The organism is Kitasatospora sp. cg17-2 (assembly GCF_054031055.1).
Window position 1 is genome coordinate 4,828,517 of sequence record NZ_CM132923.1, and the last position, 16,550, is coordinate 4,845,066.

At 74.9% G+C, this 16,550-nt stretch carries 14 protein-coding genes; 6 read left to right on the forward strand and 8 right to left on the reverse strand.

The window, feature by feature from the left end; all coding sequences use genetic code 11:
• Positions 1-12 precede the first annotated feature (12 nt).
• The 6 genes from ACW14Y_RS20410 (at position 13) to ACW14Y_RS20435 (ending at position 7,592) form a co-directional block, all read left to right on the forward strand.
• A complete protein-coding gene (locus tag ACW14Y_RS20410; protein WP_380385028.1) occupies positions 13-444 on the forward strand; it encodes a GNAT family N-acetyltransferase in 432 nt (143 codons plus the stop codon).
• A 133-nt stretch (positions 445-577) separates the two neighbouring features.
• A complete protein-coding gene (locus tag ACW14Y_RS20415; protein WP_380440984.1) occupies positions 578-1,135 on the forward strand; it encodes an SRPBCC family protein in 558 nt (185 codons plus the stop codon).
• A gap of 118 nt (positions 1,136-1,253) precedes the next feature.
• The gene (locus ACW14Y_RS20420; RefSeq protein ID WP_380304838.1) at positions 1,254-2,834 is read left to right on the forward strand and encodes a class I adenylate-forming enzyme family protein; all 1,581 of its coding nucleotides are present in this window, start codon (positions 1,254-1,256) and stop codon (positions 2,832-2,834) included.
• Positions 2,831-4,066 carry an FAD-dependent monooxygenase gene (locus ACW14Y_RS20425; RefSeq protein WP_380304836.1) on the forward strand — a complete coding sequence of 412 codons (1,236 nt, stop codon included), beginning with the start codon at positions 2,831-2,833 and terminating at the stop codon, positions 4,064-4,066. The genes ACW14Y_RS20420 and ACW14Y_RS20425 overlap by 4 nt, the downstream gene beginning before the upstream one ends.
• Positions 4,063-6,180, forward strand: coding sequence for an FAD/NAD(P)-binding protein (locus ACW14Y_RS20430; protein ID WP_456988012.1), 2,118 nt, complete (start codon positions 4,063-4,065; stop codon positions 6,178-6,180). The genes ACW14Y_RS20425 and ACW14Y_RS20430 overlap by 4 nt, the downstream gene beginning before the upstream one ends.
• Positions 6,177-7,592: a lyase family protein gene (locus ACW14Y_RS20435; protein ID WP_456988014.1), complete on the forward strand. Its 1,416-nt coding sequence runs from the start codon at positions 6,177-6,179 to the stop codon at positions 7,590-7,592. Before ACW14Y_RS20430 ends, ACW14Y_RS20435 begins: the two co-directional genes overlap by 4 nt.
• A gap of 100 nt (positions 7,593-7,692) precedes the next feature.
• Here ACW14Y_RS20435 and ACW14Y_RS20440 read toward each other — a convergent pair whose 3' ends face one another.
• The 8 genes from ACW14Y_RS20440 to ACW14Y_RS20475 all read right to left on the reverse strand — a co-directional run bounded on the left by ACW14Y_RS20440 (position 7,693) and on the right by ACW14Y_RS20475 (position 16,457).
• Positions 7,693-9,054 (reverse strand): aldehyde dehydrogenase family protein, encoded by a 1,362-nt coding sequence (locus tag ACW14Y_RS20440; RefSeq protein ID WP_380440990.1) that lies wholly within the window; start codon positions 9,052-9,054, stop codon positions 7,693-7,695.
• A 77-nt stretch (positions 9,055-9,131) separates the two neighbouring features.
• A complete protein-coding gene (locus tag ACW14Y_RS20445) occupies positions 9,132-10,244 on the reverse strand; it encodes a phenylacetate--CoA ligase family protein (protein ID WP_340633801.1) in 1,113 nt (370 codons plus the stop codon).
• Positions 10,245-10,261: 17 nt separating this feature from the next.
• The gene (locus ACW14Y_RS20450; RefSeq protein WP_456988017.1) at positions 10,262-10,669 is read right to left on the reverse strand and encodes a YybH family protein; all 408 of its coding nucleotides are present in this window, start codon (positions 10,667-10,669) and stop codon (positions 10,262-10,264) included.
• Positions 10,670-10,677: 8 nt separating this feature from the next.
• Entirely contained in the window at positions 10,678-11,481 is an 804-nt protein-coding gene (locus ACW14Y_RS20455) for an arylamine N-acetyltransferase family protein (RefSeq protein WP_380304828.1), read from the reverse strand.
• A 200-nt stretch (positions 11,482-11,681) separates the two neighbouring features.
• On the reverse strand, positions 11,682-13,682 hold the full coding sequence (locus ACW14Y_RS20460) for an anthranilate synthase family protein (RefSeq protein ID WP_456988019.1): 2,001 nt from the start codon (positions 13,680-13,682) through the stop codon (positions 11,682-11,684).
• Positions 13,675-14,448 carry a 2,3-dihydro-2,3-dihydroxybenzoate dehydrogenase gene (locus ACW14Y_RS20465; protein ID WP_380304824.1) on the reverse strand — a complete coding sequence of 258 codons (774 nt, stop codon included), beginning with the start codon at positions 14,446-14,448 and terminating at the stop codon, positions 13,675-13,677. The genes ACW14Y_RS20460 and ACW14Y_RS20465 overlap by 8 nt, the downstream gene beginning before the upstream one ends.
• 148 nt (positions 14,449-14,596) lie before the next feature.
• Positions 14,597-15,772 carry a 3-deoxy-7-phosphoheptulonate synthase gene (locus ACW14Y_RS20470; protein WP_456988021.1) on the reverse strand — a complete coding sequence of 392 codons (1,176 nt, stop codon included), beginning with the start codon at positions 15,770-15,772 and terminating at the stop codon, positions 14,597-14,599.
• 31 nt (positions 15,773-15,803) lie between these two features.
• Entirely contained in the window at positions 15,804-16,457 is a 654-nt protein-coding gene (locus ACW14Y_RS20475; protein WP_380304820.1) for a flavodoxin family protein, read from the reverse strand.
• Positions 16,458-16,550 lie beyond the last annotated feature (93 nt).

Genomic DNA, 16,550 nt, shown 5'->3' on the forward strand with positions numbered 1-16,550 from the left:
GGGGCGCGGGAGATGGAACTCACCTTCGTGGACGTCGGGCCGGACGGGCCCGCGCTGCTGCGGGACGTCGCACCGCTGGTACTGGCGCTGCGTCCGGCGCTCGGGGCGGACGGCTTCGCCGCCTTCGCCGCCGAGGCGCACACCCAGGGGCTGGTGTTCACCGCCGCGTACGACGGGCGGGGGCGCTGCCTGGCGGTGGCCGCCCACCGGGTGCTGGCCACCAGCCGGGGGCGGTTGTTCTTCGTCGACGACCTGGTGACCGCGCCGTCGGCCCGCTCGGCCGGGGTCGGCGGGCGGCTGTTCGCGGTGCTCAGGGAGCGGGCCTCGGCAGCCGGCTGCGACCGGATCGAACTGGACTCGGGGACGGCCAACCACGGCGCGCACCGGTTCTACCACGCGCACCGGATGGCGGTCACCGCACTGCACTTCGGCCTCGACCTCTGAGATCCGTCCCTAGCACCCGGCCGGTGGCCCCCGAACCGGTTCCGGGTGCGATGTGTCAGGTCCACGGCCGGACTTGACGGACCCGTCGGTACGCCTTTGACCCTCCCGCGGGCCGCCGCCCAGGATTCCGGCCATGGGAGAAAACACCGCAGAAAACGCCCCGCTTTTCCGTTCCCGGGCCGAGATCCGGATTTCCGCCACCCCCGACGAGATCTATTCGGTGATCAGCGACCTCCCGCGCTGCGGCGAGTGGAGCCCGGAATGCCAGGGCGGCAGCTGGGTCTCCGGCGCGCCGGCCGAGGTCGGTTCGGTGTTCCGCGGCGAGAACCTGCGCAGCCCGGACGTGGTCGCCTGGGCGCCGGTGGTCCGCGGCGTCTGGTACACCCACGCCGAGGTGGTCGCGGCCGAGCCCGGCCGGACCTTCCGCTGGGCCATGCGGGACACCGGCGGCCGGGCCCAGGACAGCGTCTGGGCCTTCGACGTCGCCCCCGGCCCGGGCCCCGACGCGGAGCACAGCGTGCTGGTGCACCACTTCCGGATGGGCTCCGCCACCGAGGGGATCCGGGGCATCACCGCCGACATGGACGAGGACGCCAAGCGCCGCTTCTTCGCCGAGTGGGGCGAGAAGGTCGCCACCGACCTCGGCGTGACCCTGGAACGGATCAAGCGGGTCGTCGAGAAGGAAAGCTGAATCCGCCCCCCCTGGAAGAGATTCCGGACAAGGCTCCTGGCACGAAGTCCCGGCGGCGCACCCCCGGGACGAAACCCCTGAAAGCACAGCGACCCTAATCCCACGAGAGGGCGGAACGGTGCTCCTTCAGCGCATTGCCAACCGGGGAATCCGACTGGGCACACTCTTCGAGCGGGCCGCCGTCCGGAACGGCGCGAACGTGGTGATCCTCGACCACGACCTCGACATCGCCCCCGAGCTGGGCCGGCGGTCCACCGTCGCCGAGCTCGCCGACCTGGTCGACGACCACGCCTCCCGGCTGTGGGCCGCCGGGGTCCGGCCGGGCCGCCGGGTGGTGGTCCACAAGTCGAACAGCTTCGACATCACCCTGCTCGCCTGCGCCGCGGCCCGGATCGGCGCCGTCCCGGTGCTGCTCTCGCCGTATCTGGACGGCCCGACCGTCGCCGAGCTGGTCCGCCGCACCGACGAGCCGTTCCTGGTCACCGACGCGGTCAAGCTCGCCAAGGAGCTGCCGGCCGAGGTCTTCGACCTGGCCGCCACCGTCCTGCTGGCCTCCGGCAGCCACCCCGAGGCGGTCGAGCTGGCCGCCCTGGCCGGCTCGCCCCGGGTCGCGCCGGTCACCGCGCCGCCGGACCACCCGACCCTGATCACCCACACCTCCGGCACCACCGGCACGCCCAAGCTGGCCGTGCACACCGGCCGCACCCTGGAGGCCCGCTACCGGCCGCAGGCGCTCGTGCTGCGCCCGGTGGTCCCGGGCCGGGAGACCATCGCCATCCATGTCTCCTTCGTCCACTCCCGGCTGATCACCGCGCTGGCGATCTCGCTGTTCCGCGGCTTCCCGATCCTGGTGCTGGCCCACTCGGAGCCCGGGCACGTGGCCGACCTGTTCGCCCGGCTGCGCCCCGGCATCCTGGAGGCCCACCCCAACTCCTTCATGGAGTGGGAGGAGCTCGCCGGGGACCCGCGCCGCCCACTGGCCAACGTCAAGCTGTTCTCCTCGACCTTCGACGCGATCCACCCCCGCACGGTGCGGACCATGCTCGCCGCCTCCGCCCGCACCGCGCCGGTCTTCGGCCAGCTGTACGGGCAGAGCGAGGTCGGCCCGGCGGTGGTGCGCTCGTTCTCCCGGCGGCGCGGCGCGGACGCGGACGGCCGCTGCGTGGGCATGCCCTTCCCCGGCTTCACCGACGTCCGGGTGGTGAGCCGCAACGGCCGGCCGCCGTCGGCGGAGAACCCCGGGTACATCGAGGTCCGCAGCGACGGCCGGATCGTCACCTACCTCGGCGAGCAGGCCCGGTACGACCAGCAGGTCGAGGACGGCTGGTGGCGGATGGGCGACGTCGGCTACCGCACCCGCTGGGGCTGTGTGCACCTGCTGGACCGCGAGGTCGACCTGATCGAGGGCTTCGGCTCCACCCTGGCCGCCGAGGACGCGCTGTTCGCCCGCCTCCCCCAGCTCGCCGAGGTGGTGATCGTCCCCGGCGCGGACGGCCGGGCGGTGCCGGTGATCTGCACCAAGGACGACCAACCGGTCGAGCCGGCCGCCTGGCGGGCCGCCACGGCGGGCCTGCCGCCGATGGCCGATCCGGTGCAGTGGCGGCTGGGCGAGCTCCCGGCCACCGCCACCACCAAGATCAAGCGACTCGAACTGGCCCGCCGGCTGGCGGCCGGCGAGGACGGGGGGCCGGTCCGGTGACGGCGCGCCACGACAGCCCGGCCACCGTCCTGGTGGCCGGCGGCGGGATCGGCGGGCTGGCCGCCGCACTGGCCCTCGCCCGGGCCGGCCACCGGGCGGTGGTCCTGGAGCGGGCGCCGGAGTTCGCCGAGATCGGGGCGGGCATCCAGATCGCGCCGAACGGCATCCTCGCGCTGGAGCGGCTGGGCCTCGGCGACGCCGTCCGGGCGGCCGGGGTGCACATGGCCGAACTGCGCTTCATGGACGGCGTCACCGGCGAGCACGTCACCAGCCTGACCCTCACCGAGCGCTACCGGCAGCGGTTCGGCAACCCGTACGTGGTGGTGCACCGGGCCGAGCTGCACGGGCTGCTGCTGCGCGCCTGCCGGGACGAGCCCCGGATCGAGCTGCGCGCCGCGACCGCCGTCACCGGCTACCGGCAGGACGCCGGGGGCGCCGTCGCGCTGCTGGCCGACGGCGGCTCGGTGCGCGGCGACGTGCTGGTCGGGGCGGACGGCATCCATTCGGCGGTCCGCGCCCAGCTGGTCGGCGACGGCGAGCCGCGGATCTCCGGGATCACCGTCTACCGGGCGGTGGTCCCGATGGAGCTGGTCCCCGAGGAGCTGCGCCTGCCCACCTCGGTGACCTGGTGGACCGGCCCGCACTGCCACTTCGTCCACTACCCGATCGCCGGCGGGGCGTTCCTCAACCTGGCCGCCTCCCGGGACAACGGCGCCACCGAGGCGCTCGCCGGGGTGGCGGTGGACGAGGAGCTGGTCGGGGAGCAGCTGGCCGGTCTGACCGCGCCGAACGCCCAGCGGCTGCTGGCGCTCGGCGAGGGCTGGCGCTCCTGGGTGCTGGTGGACCGGGATCCGGTGCGGCGCTGGACGGACGGCCGGGTGGTGCTGCTCGGCGACGCCGCGCACCCGATGCTGCACTACGCGGCGCAGGGTGCCTGCCAGGCCCTGGAGGATGCCGTGCTGCTGGGCGAGTTGATGGTCCAGACCACCGAAATCACCGGCGCCCTGGCCCGGTTCGCCTCCGAACGGCAGGCGCGGACGGCCGCGGTGCAGCGCGCCGCGCGGGAATCCATCCGGCTCTGGCACCCGGCCGGCGAGGCCGCGCGGACCAGGAACCGCCTGCTCAAAGCACTTTCCGAGGGCGAGTTGCACGAGCGGGTGGCCTGGATGCACGGAGTCAAGACCTTTTCATCATCCGATGATCACAACTACGATTTCGAGCCGTGGGCATGATCGACAGTCACCTCCAGATCTGTGTCATCGGCGCCGGTCCGCGCGGCCTCTCGGTGCTGGAACGACTCTGCGCGAACGAACGGTCCAGCCCCTCCGGGGCCACCGTCACCGTGCACGTGGTCGACCCGGCACCCCCCGGCGCGGGCCGGGTCTGGCGCACCGACCAGTCCCGACACCTCCTGATGAACACGGTGGCCTCCCAGATCACCGTGTACACCGACGACAGCGTCCGGATCGACGGACCCGTCGAACCCGGGCCCAGCCTGTACGAATGGGCGAAGTCGCTTGCCCCCGAGGGCAGCCCCGACGCGGCCCCGGACCGGGAACCGGACCGGCCGCCGGGCCGGATCCCGGTCCACGCCGGGCCCGGACCGGACGGCCCCGACCCGGCGGCCCTGGCCGAGGCCGCCGCGCTCGGGCCCAACACCTACCCGACCCGCGCCTTCTACGGCCACTACCTGCACGCGGCCTTCCGCGCCGTGGTCGCCGCCGCCCCGCCGACCGTGACCGTCCGGGTGCACCGCTCCCGGGCGGTCGCGATGGCCGACGCGCACGGCTTCCCCGGCGGCCCGCAGGGCGTCCGGCTGGAGGACGGCACCCGGCTGAACCGGCTGGACGCCATCGTGCTCGCCCAGGGCCACCTCCCCGCCCGGCCCACCCCGCGCGAGGCCCGCACCGCCAGCCTGGCCAGGATCCACCACCTCGACTACATCACCCCCGCCAACCCGGCCGACGTCCACGTCACCGCGCGCCCGGGCCAGACCGTCCTGCTGCGCGGCCTCGGCCTCAACTTCTTCGACCACATGGCCCTGTTCACGCTCGGCCGGGGCGGCCGGTTCGAGCCGACGGACGGCGGCCTGGTCTACCGGCCCTCCGGCGCCGAACCCCGGCTGTACGCCACCTCGCGGCGCGGCATCCCGTACCACGCGCGCGGCGAGAACGAGAAGGGCGCGTACGGCCGCCACCTGCCCCGGCTGCTCACCACCGAGGTGGTCGCCGAACTGCGGGAACGCACCCGCACCGGCGGGCCGGTGCGGTTCGCCACCGACCTCTGGCCGCTGGTCTCCCGCGAGGTGGAGGCCGTCTACTACGGCGCGCTGCTCACCGCCCGGGCCCGCGGCGCCGAGCGCGAGGCGTTCACCGACCGCTTCCTGACCGCCGACGACCCGGCCGCCGTGCTCGACCGGCACGGCATCCCCGAGGCCGACCGCTGGAGCTGGGACCGGCTCTCCCGCCCCTACGCCGGGCGGGAGTTCACCGACCGCGCGGACTTCCGCGGCTGGCTGCTCGACCATCTGCGCCAGGACGTCGCCGAGGCCAGGGCCGGGAACCTCAGCGGCCCGCTCAAGGCCGCCCTGGACGTCCTGCGCGACCTGCGCAACGAGATCCGGATGGCGGTCGACCACAGCGGCATCGCGGGCGACTCCTACCGGGACGACCTCGACGGCTGGTACACCCCGCTGAACGCCTTCCTCTCCATCGGACCGCCGGTGGAGCGGATCGAGCAGCTGATCGCGCTGATCGAGGCCGGGGTGGTGGAACTCCTCGGCCCCGGAACCGAGATCCGGATCGACCCCGTCGACCCGGCCTTCGCCGCGCACTCGACCGCCGTGCCCGGCCCGACGGTCCGGGCCTCGGTCCTGGTCGAGGCCCGGCTGCCGGAACCCGACCTGCGGCGCACCGACGACCCCCTGCTGCGGCACCTGCTGGACACCGAGCAGTGCGCCACCTACCGGATCCCCGGCCCCGCCGGGACGGGCTACCCGACCGGCGGCCTCTCCGTCACCGAGCGGCCCTACCGGCTGCTGGACGCCCGGGGCCGGGCGCACCCGCGCCGCTTCGCGTACGGGGTGCCGACCGAGTCCGTGCACTGGGTCACCGCGGCGGGCATCCGGCCCGGCGTCGACTCGGTGACCCTCGGCGACTCCGACGCCATCGCCCGCGCGGTGCTGGCGCTCGCCCCCGCCCCCGAGTGGCCGACCGCCGCCCCCGGCCCGGCCGGCACCGCACTGTCGTCCACCGGGTCCACCGGATCCACCGGATCGGGGCGGTCCGGCGGCTCCGTAGAGTCCGCCGGGTCAGCCGAGTCCGAACCGAGAGGCGTCGTCGTATGACCGCACACCCCAGCCCGCCGGCCCCGGCGGAGCCCGACACCGGACTGCTCTCCCCCGTCCGGGCCGGCACCCCGGTCGAGGCGGCCGTGACCGACCGCGCCTGGCTCCAGGCCATGCTGGACGCCGAAGCGGCACTGGCCCGCGCCCAGGCCGCGCTGGGCACCGTGCCGCCCGCCGCGGCCGCCGCCATCACCCGGACCGCCCGGGCCGAGCGGTTCGACGTCCGGGCGCTGGCCCTCGCCTGCCGGGAGACCGCCAACCCGGTCGTCGGCCTGGTCCAGGCCCTGACCCTGGCGGTGGCCGCCGAGGACCCGGCCGCCGCCGAGTACGTGCACCGCGGCTCGACCAGCCAGGACATCCTGGACACCGGCGCCATGCTGGTCGCCGCCCGGGCCCTGGCCCTGATCCGCGCCGACCTCGGCCGCACCGCCCACGCGCTGGCCGGTCTCGCCGCCGAGCACCGGGACACCGTGCTCGCCGGACGCACCCTCGCCCTGCACGCCGTCCCCACCACCTTCGGCCTCAAGGCGGCCGGCTGGCGCCGACTGGTGCTCGACGCCGACCGCCGGCTCGCCGCCGTCCTCGCCGACGGGCTGCCGGTCGCGCTGGGCGGCGCCGCCGGCACCCTGGCCGGCTACCTGGAGTACGCCCGGCTGGACGGCCCGGACCCGGAGGTGGACGCCGGCGCCTACCTGGACCGGCTGCTGGACGCCTTCGCCGCCGAGACCGGGCTCGCCCGGCCGGAGCTGCCCTGGCACGCGCTGCGCACCCCGATGGCCGACCTCGCCGCCGCGCTGGCCTTCACCGCCGGCGCGCTCGGCAAGATCGCGGTGGACGTGCAGTCGCTGACCCGCACCGAGGTCGGCGAGGTGGTCGAACCGGCGGCGGCCGGACGCGGCGCCTCCTCCGCGATGCCGCACAAGCGCAACCCCGTCCTGGCCACCCTGCTGCGCAGCGCCGCCCTCCAGGTCCCGGTGCTCGCCGCCGGACTGACCCAGTGCCTGGTCACCGAGGACGAGCGCTCCGGCGGCGCCTGGCACGCCGAGTGGCTGCTGCTGCGCGAGTGCCTGCGGCTGGCCGGCGGCGCCGCGTTCACCTCGGTGGAACTGGCCGAGGGGCTGCTGGTCCGGCCGGAGCGGATGCGGGCCAATCTGGGGCTCACCGGCGGACAGCTGGTCTCCGAGCGGATCGCCGCCCGGCTGGCGCCGAAGCTCGGCAAGGCGGTGGCCCGGCAGTTGCTCACCGAGGCCTCGCTGACCGCCGACCGGGAGGGCCGGCCGCTGGCCGAGGTGCTGGCCGAACAGGACGGGCTGGAGGGGCACTTCAGCTCCGCGGAGATCGCGGAGCTGTGCGACCCGGCCGGGTACACCGGCATGGCCGGCGCCCTGGTGGACCGGGCGCTGCGCCACTGAGCGGGCGGGCACCGGCAGAACGGCGCGGGGACCCCGCGGGCACCGGCCCGCGAGGTCCCCGTCCGGTTCGGCCCCGGTTCGGCCCCGGTTCGGTCCCCGTTCAGTCCCGGATGACGGTCTTGGTCCGCATCAGGAACTCCCCCAGGTAGGCGTCGTGCGGCACCCCGGGCCGGATCCAGTACGTCGGGTGGTCGCCCCGGTAGACGTTGCTGATGCTCGGCTCCCGGAGCAGCCGGTCGAACAGCGCGTCGTCCCCGGTGAGCGCGGTCAGCACCAGCGAGTTCCGCAACGGCGCCACCCCCGCCTCCGGCGTCCACGGCGCCACCCAGACGCAGGGGAAGGCGAGTTCGACGCCGGTCTGGTCGGCGTCCGGCCGGTCCAGCTGGTGCACGGCCGGACGCAGCACCGCGCTGCCGTCGCCGAGTTCGGCCACCACGCCGTCCCCGCCGAGCCAGGCCCTGGTGCCGGCCGCCCGACGCAGCAGGTACGCCTCGATCGCCCGGGCCTCGGCCACCGGCTGGACCGAGAGCACCGCCTTCTCGTCCTCCGGCGGCAGGCTCGGGATCCCGGCCAGCCGCTCCGCGATCGCCCGGGCCAGCGGCGCCGGGTCGCCCTCGACCAGGACGGCGGTGGCGTTGATGCAGGCCACGCCGCCCTGGTGGGCGATCGAGTCGACGATGGTGTCCAGGTGCTCGCGCCAGTCGGTGTCCGCGGTGACCAGGATCTTGGACCGGCCGGGGCCCTGCGGCAGCACGGTGCTGCCCGCGTACTTGCGGACCACCTCGTCGCCGCCGTAGACCATGCCCAGGTCGGCGCCGGCCAGGATCTCGTCCGCGGCCTCGTGGTCGGTGGGCAGCAGCATCACCTGGTCGGCGGCGAAGCCCGCCAGCCGCAGCGCGGTGACCAGCCGGTGCGGGGTGAGCGGCTCGCGGCGGGAGGGGCGGACGGCGACCCGGTAGCCGAGTGCCAGCGCCTCCAGCCAGAGCCCGTGCGGGCCGGGGTGGTTGCCGGCCGCGTGGACGGCGAAGACCTCGCCGCGCCTGGTCCAGACGGCGCTGCCGTCGAGGGTGGCGCCGTCCCGCCAGTCGCTCACCGCGCCCACCGGGCGGGCCCGGTAGGCGGACCAGCCGGCCTTCTCGGCCGAGTCGGCGATGGCCCGGGTGGCGTCCCGGACGACCGTGATCGGCACCCCGGAGACCCGGGCGACGGCGCGCTCGTAGGACGGGAAGTCCAGGCCGTCGATGGTCTCCGAGGTGAAGATCCGGCCGGCCCGGGCCAGCGCGGCGAAGCGCTCCTCGGCCGGCAGCGACTCGGCCGCGTGCAGGGCGCGCATCGCCCGGGTGACGAACAGCTTCGGGACGAGGCTGAGTTCGGCGAACGGCGCGCCGGTGACGTCGGCCACCTCGGTGCGGCGCCGGGCCCGGAACGGCTCGCCGGGGCCGAGCGCGTCCAGTTGGAGCAGCGGCTGCGACCGCGACTCGGACTGCGCGGGCTGGGCGGGCTGTACGGGCTGTGCGGGCTGCTGTACGGGCTGCGTCATCAGTACACCCCCTCGATCACGGTCTCGTTGTCGAACTCCTGGACCGGGGCGATGTCCGCCACCGCGTCGCCGAGGTGTCCGGGCAGCGCGGCGATCCGGGTGCCGTGGTCGCGCTCCAGGTTGTTGGGCATCAGCAGGCTCTTGGACACGTGGTGCATGACCACCTGCCCGCGCTCGCCGTACTCCACCGTCCGCCCGCTCTCCGGGTCGATCACGCCGAAGCTCATGTACGGCGAGTAGGGGTCGTAGACGCAGGGGTCGTCGTCGGTCAGCCCGTGCCGTTCGCTGGCGTTGCCGAGGATCATGGTCGAGCCGTAGCCGCTGTAGAGCACGGCGTTCGGGAAGACCTCGGTGCGGTAGAGGTGGCGGGTGTCCGGGTCCATCTGGGTGCCGACCCAGTTGATCGCCCGGATCTTCTCGCCGACCAGCTTCGCCAGGTTGTCGCGGCGGGCGATCCGCTCCAGCACCGGCGGGGTGCACATCAGCACGCCGATGTCCTGGGTCTCCAGCAGGTACGCGACCTGGTCGACGATGTGCTCGGCGTACGCGCCGGCCTCGGCGCCCTTGCCGTCGGAGATCAGCCGCTTCACCCAGCGCGGGTCGAGGTCGACGGTGAAGGCCAGGCCGCCCCGGTAGGCGGTCTGGGCCTTGATCACGTCGCCGACCATGTGCGGGCCGGTGGGGGCGACCACCAGCCAGTTGACGCCCTGCGGCACGCCGTGGCCGTCCAGTTGGGCGCTCGACCAACCGAGCAGCCGGTCCAGCCAGTCGCGCAGCAGCACGATCCGCTTGGGGGCGCCGGTGGTGCCGCCGCTCTCGTAGACGCCGACCACCTCGGGGCGGTCGCCGTAGCCGCGCGGGACCAGGTCCTCGACCCGGGCGGTGCGCAGCTCGCCGGCGAGGTTGGGAAACTTGACGAGGTCGGCGTGGGTGCGGACCTCGGTGAGCGGGTCGAAGCCGAGGCCCGCGGCCCGGGCCAGCCAGAACGGCGAGCCGGTCTCCGGCGAGAAGTGCCAGCGCATCGCGGCGCGCAGGTACTCGTCGGGGTCCGGCACGGCGTCGAACGGCAGGTCCAGCAGCGGGTCGGCGGCGGGGTTGGCTGCAGCAGGCACAGCGGTCCTTCCTCGGGTCAGCGGGCGGTGCCGGGCGGGTTGTCGATCGCGTAGCGCCAGCGGCCGTCGGCGCCGCGCCGGGCGACGTCGGTGGCCGTGCCCTCGTCGCGGAGCGGACCGTCCGGGCCCTCGCCCTCGATCAGGTAGTCCCCGATCAGCAGCGCGAGGTCGCCGGCCACGTAGCACTGCCGGACCTCGATCCGGATCGGCAGGCCGAAGGCGAGGAACCGGCCGGTGGCGGCGCGCCGCTCGTCACCGGTCACCGCCTCGCCGGGCTTGTTGACGAAGACCGCGCCGGGCTCGAACAGCCGCTCCACGGCCTGCGCGTCGCCGGCGTTGAAGGCCTCGGCGAAGACCAGCGGCAGCCGGGCCGGATCGGTGGGCGGGAGGCCGGCCTCCGGGCCGGGTCCGGTGGTGGGGGTCATGTCGGGGCTCATCCCGTCTGGACGGCGGCGGTGACCCCGCCGGACGGCTGGTCGGGCAACCGGTCGAGGCTGAACCCGAAGTGGGTCTTGTACGCCTCCAGGACGGCGGCGTCGGTGCCGAACTCCTGGCTGCCGCGCTCGCCGCCGGCCACCGTGGAGAGCTGGTTGCCCTTGAGGGTGATCCGGCCGTCCTCGGTCCGCAGCGAGCAGAACACGTCCTGCAGGAAGGGGGACTCGGGCGCGGTGCGGTACCACCAGAGGGTCGGGCGGAAGTCCTCGATCCGGACCGGGCGGTCCTCCAGCCGGTACAGCGGCTTGCCGTTGAGGAAGACGTCGAAGCCGCCGCCCTCGACGTCGGCCAGCCGGTACTCGCCGTCCGGGTCCTGCTGGACCTCGCGCGAGTCCAGCCGCAGCGGGTGCCGGCTGTTGCGGCCGAAGCCGGTGTCGACCAGCCACTGCTCGCCGTCGACGGTGACCCGCAGGGCGAGGTGGCACAGGGCCGCGCCGAGGGTGCCGCCGGGGCGGTGCACCCGGCCGGGGAGGATCTCCACCTGGTAGCCGAGGGCGGTGAGCAGGAACGAGAGGGCCGGGTTGACCTCGTAGCAGCCGCCGCCCCGGCGCTGCCGGACGATCTTGTCGAGGACCTGCTCGTCCATGTGGATGGGCTCGTCGAGGTGGTAGCCGAGGTTCTCGAACGGCACGGACAGCACCTGCCGTTCCTGGAGGTGGGTGAGCGCGGCGAGGTCGGCCCGCTCGGGCCGTTCGGCGCCGATCCGGGCGAGGTACGCGTCCACCATGGCGTCGTCCAGCACGGTGATCTCCTCTGGTCGGTGTTCCGGTGATCGGTGGTCCGGTGATCGGTGGTTCGGTGGTTCGGCGGTTCGGTGCTCCGGTGCTCCGGTGCTCCGGTGATCGGTGGTCCGCTGCTCCGGTGGTTCGGTGCTCCGGGCGGGGTTTTCCGGCTCCGGTAATGCTGTTCCGGATGGAACGGTTGTGTGACGTGTACAACCTGTCAGGGGAATTCGGGAGCTTCGGGCGATATTCGAACGGAGTCCGGCAATCCGAGCGCGTGAGCGATCAGATCACCGGTGATCCGGACGCCGCCGAGGGTGAGCACCGACTCGGCGTGGAACTGCACCGAGGCGAAGCCGGGCCCGCGCAGCGCGTGCACCTCGCCGGTCGCCGCGTCCCCGGCCACCCGGACCGCGCCGCCGCCGGGGGCCTCGAACTCCCCCGGCCCGCCCGGGCAGGCGTCCCAGACCGCAGCGAAGGTGTTGTAGAAGCCGACCCGCTCGGTGGCGCCGAACAGGTCGACGGCGCGCTGCACCCCCTGGTTGGGCACCGCGCGGCGGACCAGCGGCAGGCCCAGTTCGGCGGAGAGCACCTGGTGGCTCAGGCAGACCGCCAGGAACGGCTGCCGCCCGGCCAGCAACTCCCGGGCCGCCGAACGGAGATGGGCGATCTTCGGATGGGAGGTGTCGCGCGGGTCGCCGGGCCCGGGCCCGAGCACCACCAGGTCGGCCCCCTCGCGCGAGTACGGCTCGTCGAACCGGCGCACCCCGACCTCCAGGCCGAGCGCCCGCAGCTGGTGGCCGATCATCGCGGTGAAGGTGTCCTCGGCGTCCACCACCAGCACCCGCAGGCCGGCCAGTTCGGGGCGCGGACGGGCCCGTCCGTCCACCTCGGCGAGCCAGAATCCGGACAGGTCCCGGTTGCGTCCGGCCAGGGCGGCCCGCACCTCGGGGTGCGCGGCGAACCCGCCCCGGCGGCCGTCCGCCGGGGCGAGCGGCCCGCCGGGCCCGGCCCCGCTCGCGGCGAGCAGCCCGGCCGCCTTGGCGCCCGTCTCGGCCACCTCGGAGCGCGGGTCCGAGTGCCGCACCAGGGTCGCCCCGACGCCGATCCCCAGCCGGCCGGTGGCCGGGTCGATGTCGGCGGTGCGGATCAGGATCCCGGAGTCCAGGGAGCGCCCGCCGGCCGTGTCCCGGCCGATCAGCGCGGCCACCCCGCTGTAGTAACCCCGGCCCCCGGGCTCGTACTTGGCGATCACGCGGGCGGCGGACTCCAGCGGGCTGCCGGTGACCGTGGGCGCGAACAGCGTCTCGCGCAGCACCTCGCGCGGGTCCCGGTCGGTCCGGCCCTCGATGAAGTACTCGGTGTGCGCGAGCCGGGCCATCTCCTTGAGGTACGGGCCGACCACCCGGCCGCCGCCCGGGCAGATCCGGGCCATCATCTTGAGTTCCTCGTCGAGCACCATGCAGAGCTCGTCGGTCTCCTTGCGGTCCGCCAGGAACTCCAGCAGCCCGTCCAGCTCCGGGCCCTGCTCCGGGTAGCGGTAGGTGCCGCTGATCGGGTTCATCACCGCCCGCCCGCCGTGCACGCTGATGTGCCGCTCGGGCGTGGCACCGACCAGGGTCCGTTCCCCGGTGTGCACCAGGAAGGTCCAGTGGGCGCCGGTCTCCCGCTGGAGCAGCCGGCGGAACAGGGTGAGCGCGGCGGTGGTGGTGTCCCCGCCGACGGCGGCGACGAAGGAGCGCCTGAGCACGAAGTTGGCGCCGGTGCCCTCCCCGATCTCCTCGGCGAGCACCCGGCGGACGGTCTGCGCGTACTCCTCGTCGCCGATGTCGAAGGCGCCGCCGGTCAGGTCGACCGGGCCGTCGGGGAGGCGGTCGAGCAGCTCGGCGAGCGGCAGTTCGGACTGCTCGGTGACGGTCAGCGCGAGCAGCGGGGTGCCGTCGTCCGGCGCCTCGAAGCCGCGTTCGGCGATCTGCCGGTAGGGGACCAGGACGAGCAGCTCGTGCCGCTCGCCGCCGGGCCCCGGGAGGTCGGAGGGCAGCTCGGCCAGCGGCAGGTCGGCCAGCGTGGCCGGCGCCGACACCTCGCCCAGCAGCAGCTCCACCACCCCCGGGCCGGTGGCCTCGGGCCGGTGCAGCAGCGCGAACGCCGGCGGCCGGGCGGCCAGCACCCGGTCCAGCGGGTCCGGCGGCTCCAGCGCGGCAGGGGTCTCGTCACGCACCGAGCCCGGCACCCCCGTCCACCGTGAGGTCGTGCAGGGTGATGTGGCCCGCCTCGTCCGACAGCAGGAAGGCGACGGCGTACGCGACGTCCTCCGGCCGGGCCAGCTTGCCGAGCGGGATGCCGACCTTGAAGGCCGACGGCACCCCGGCGACTGTGGCGGCCCGGCCGTCGACGCCGTCGGCCCACATCGCGCTGAGCATCGGGGTGTCGGTGGAACCGGGCGCGACCACGTTGCAGCGGATCCCGTAGCGGGCGACCTCCAGGCCGAGGCTCTTGGTGAAGTGGGTGGCCGCCGCCTTGGAGGCCGCGTAGGCGGCCATCTCGGCGCGCGGGGTGAGGCCCGCGTTGGAGGCGACCGTGACGATCGCGCCGCGGCGGCGCGGGATCATCCGGTGCACCACCGCCCGGGAGACCCGGAAGACGCCCTCCGCGTTGATCGCGAAGGTGGTCCGCCAGTCCTCGTCGGTGAGGTCGCGGACCTCGCCGAGCCGCAGCACCCCGGCGTTGTTGACCAGGTGGTCGATCGGGCCGAGCTCCCGCTCGGCGGTGTCGACGGCGGCCTCGACCGAGGCGCTGTCGGTGACGTCGGCGGGGACGGCCGCGACCGTGAGGCCCTCGGCGGCCAGCTTGCCGGTGAGTTCGGCGAGGCGGTCGGCGTCCCGGTCCACGGCCGCGACCAGCGCGCCGCGAGCGGCCAGCAGCCGGACCACGGCGGCGCCGATGCCGCCCGCCGCGCCGGTGACCAGTGTCACCTTGTTTCTCATGTGCGGACCTCCCTGGGGGACGCGGACCAACAGCTCGGGCCGCGGGTGGGTTGGGGGTGGTGCACGGGTCGGAACGGGATGGTGCGGGCAGTGCGAGCGGTGCAGGCGGTGCGGGGAGTTCGGGGGTGCGCGGCCGCGCGCCCGGCGCTCAGGCGCGCCAGGCGGACACCACCGCGACCGCCTGGCGCGGGTTGAGCCGCGGATCGCACAGGCTCGTGTACTTGTCGCCGACCCGGGCCAGCCCGGCCGTGTCGTCGGCGCACTCGGTCACGTCGTCGGGGGTGGTCTCCAGGTGCAGGCCCCCGGCGGCCGCGCCCTCCGCCCGGACCGCCCGCTGGAACGCCTCGACCTCCCGGACCAGGTCCGGCACCAGCCGGGTCTTGAGCCCGTGCGGCCCGGCGACGGTGTTGCCGTGCATCGGGTCGGCGAGCCAGACCACCGGGTGGCCGGCCGCGTGCACCGCCCTGACCAGCCCCGGGAGGACCTCGGCGACGCGGTCGGCGCCGAGCCGGGCGATCAGGGTGAGCCGGCCGGGCTCCCGGCCGGGGTCGAGCAGGGCGCACAGCCGCAGCAGTTCCGCCCGGGTGGTGCTCGGACCGACCTTGCAGCCGACCGGGTTGACCACCGAGGCCAGCAGGGCGACGTGCGCGCCGTCCGGGTCCCTGGTCCGCTCGCCGATCCACGGGAAGTGCGTGGAGGCGAGCAGCGGGCGGCCCCGCGCGTCCCGGCGCAGCAGCGGCAGCTCGTAGTCCAGCAGCAGCGCCTCGTGGCTGGCCCACACCGGCGGACAGGCGACGGACGGGTCGCCGGGGGCGAGCCGGTACAGGTGGTCCAGCACCCGGCGGGACGCCTCGTAGCCCGCCGCCAGCCGGCGCGGATCGGGAGTGCGGCGGACCAGGTCGGGCTCCGGGCCGTTGACCAGGTGCCCCCGGTAGACCGGGAGTTCGACGCCGTCGCAGAGCTCGGTGGGGCTGGAGCGGGGCTTGGCGAACTGGCCGGCGATCCGGCCGATCCGGAGCACCGGGCGGTGGGTGGTGAGCTTCAGCCGCCCGGCCAGCAGGTCGAGCAGCGCGGCCTTGCGGGCGGTGTCGCCGGCGGTGCACTCCTGCGGGTCCTCGGCGCAGTCGCCGGCCTGGAGGACATGCGCCTCCCCCCGCGCGACCCGGCCGAGCAGGGCCCGCAGCCGGTGCACGTCGGCGGCCGCGACCAGCGCCGGACGGTCGGCCAACTCCTTCTTGGCGGCGGCGAGTTCGAACGGATCGGGCCAGTCCGGCTGCTGCCCGGCGGGGCGGTCGGCGAGCTGTCCCAGGAGCAGGTGGTCCACTGACGTCTCCCTCCCGGACCGGCGGGGCCCGCTACTGGTCGGCGAGGCCGCCGAGCAGTCCGGCCACCCGGACCACCCGGCGGGCCTGGAACTCCACGGCGGCGATGTTCTCCTCGTGCACCTGGCCCGGCACGTTCCGGGACACCGCGCTGGCCCCGTACGGGTTGCCGTTCTGCGGGCGGAACAGCACCGGGTCGGTGGAGCCGGTGGCCAGGATCAGCGAACCCCAGTGGCAGAACGCGTTGTGCAGCGCGAGGATCGCCGTCTCGTGGCCGCCGTGCGGCGCGGAGCCCGAGGTGAACGCGGACACCGCCTTGTCGGCCAGCCCGCCGGGGATCGACAGCGGCGCCGTCGCGTCGACGAACCGCAGCACCGGCGCGGCCGGCAGGCCGAACCGCACCGGGGTGCCGATCAGGATGCCGTCCGCCCAGGCCAGGTCGTCGATCGTGGCCACCGGGACGTCCGCGGTGCGGTCCCGCAGCTCCCGCGCGGCCTCCTCGGTGCCCGGTACGTAGGTGTCGTCCGGCAGGTCGGCGATCCGGCGCAGCCGCACCTCGGCGCCCGCCTTCCCGGCGGCGTCGGCCGCCGCCCCGGCCAGCCTGGCGACATTTCCGGTGGAGGACCAATAGATGACGGCAATGGTGGTCACAGCGGTGAACTCCTCGGTGACGTGGTCGCGTTCCACCGATCGTTGACCGTGGACGGCCGACCGGCCAACGGAGTTCCCGGCACTACGTCAGGTGGGGCCGCACTCCATCAAATACTCGGCGGACACTTC

Coding starts and splice junctions, on each gene's coding strand:
- ACW14Y_RS20430 (WP_456988012.1), top strand. CDS start 4,063: ATGATCGACAGTCACCTCCAGATCTGTGTCATCGGCGCCGGTCCGCGC.
- ACW14Y_RS20465 (WP_380304824.1), bottom strand. CDS start 14,448: ATGAGAAACAAGGTGACACTGGTCACCGGCGCGGCGGGCGGCATCGGC.
- ACW14Y_RS20435 (WP_456988014.1), top strand. CDS start 6,177: ATGACCGCACACCCCAGCCCGCCGGCCCCGGCGGAGCCCGACACCGGA.
- ACW14Y_RS20415 (WP_380440984.1), top strand. CDS start 578: ATGGGAGAAAACACCGCAGAAAACGCCCCGCTTTTCCGTTCCCGGGCC.
- ACW14Y_RS20410 (WP_380385028.1), top strand. CDS start 13: ATGGAACTCACCTTCGTGGACGTCGGGCCGGACGGGCCCGCGCTGCTG.
- ACW14Y_RS20450 (WP_456988017.1), bottom strand. CDS start 10,669: ATGACCCCCACCACCGGACCCGGCCCGGAGGCCGGCCTCCCGCCCACC.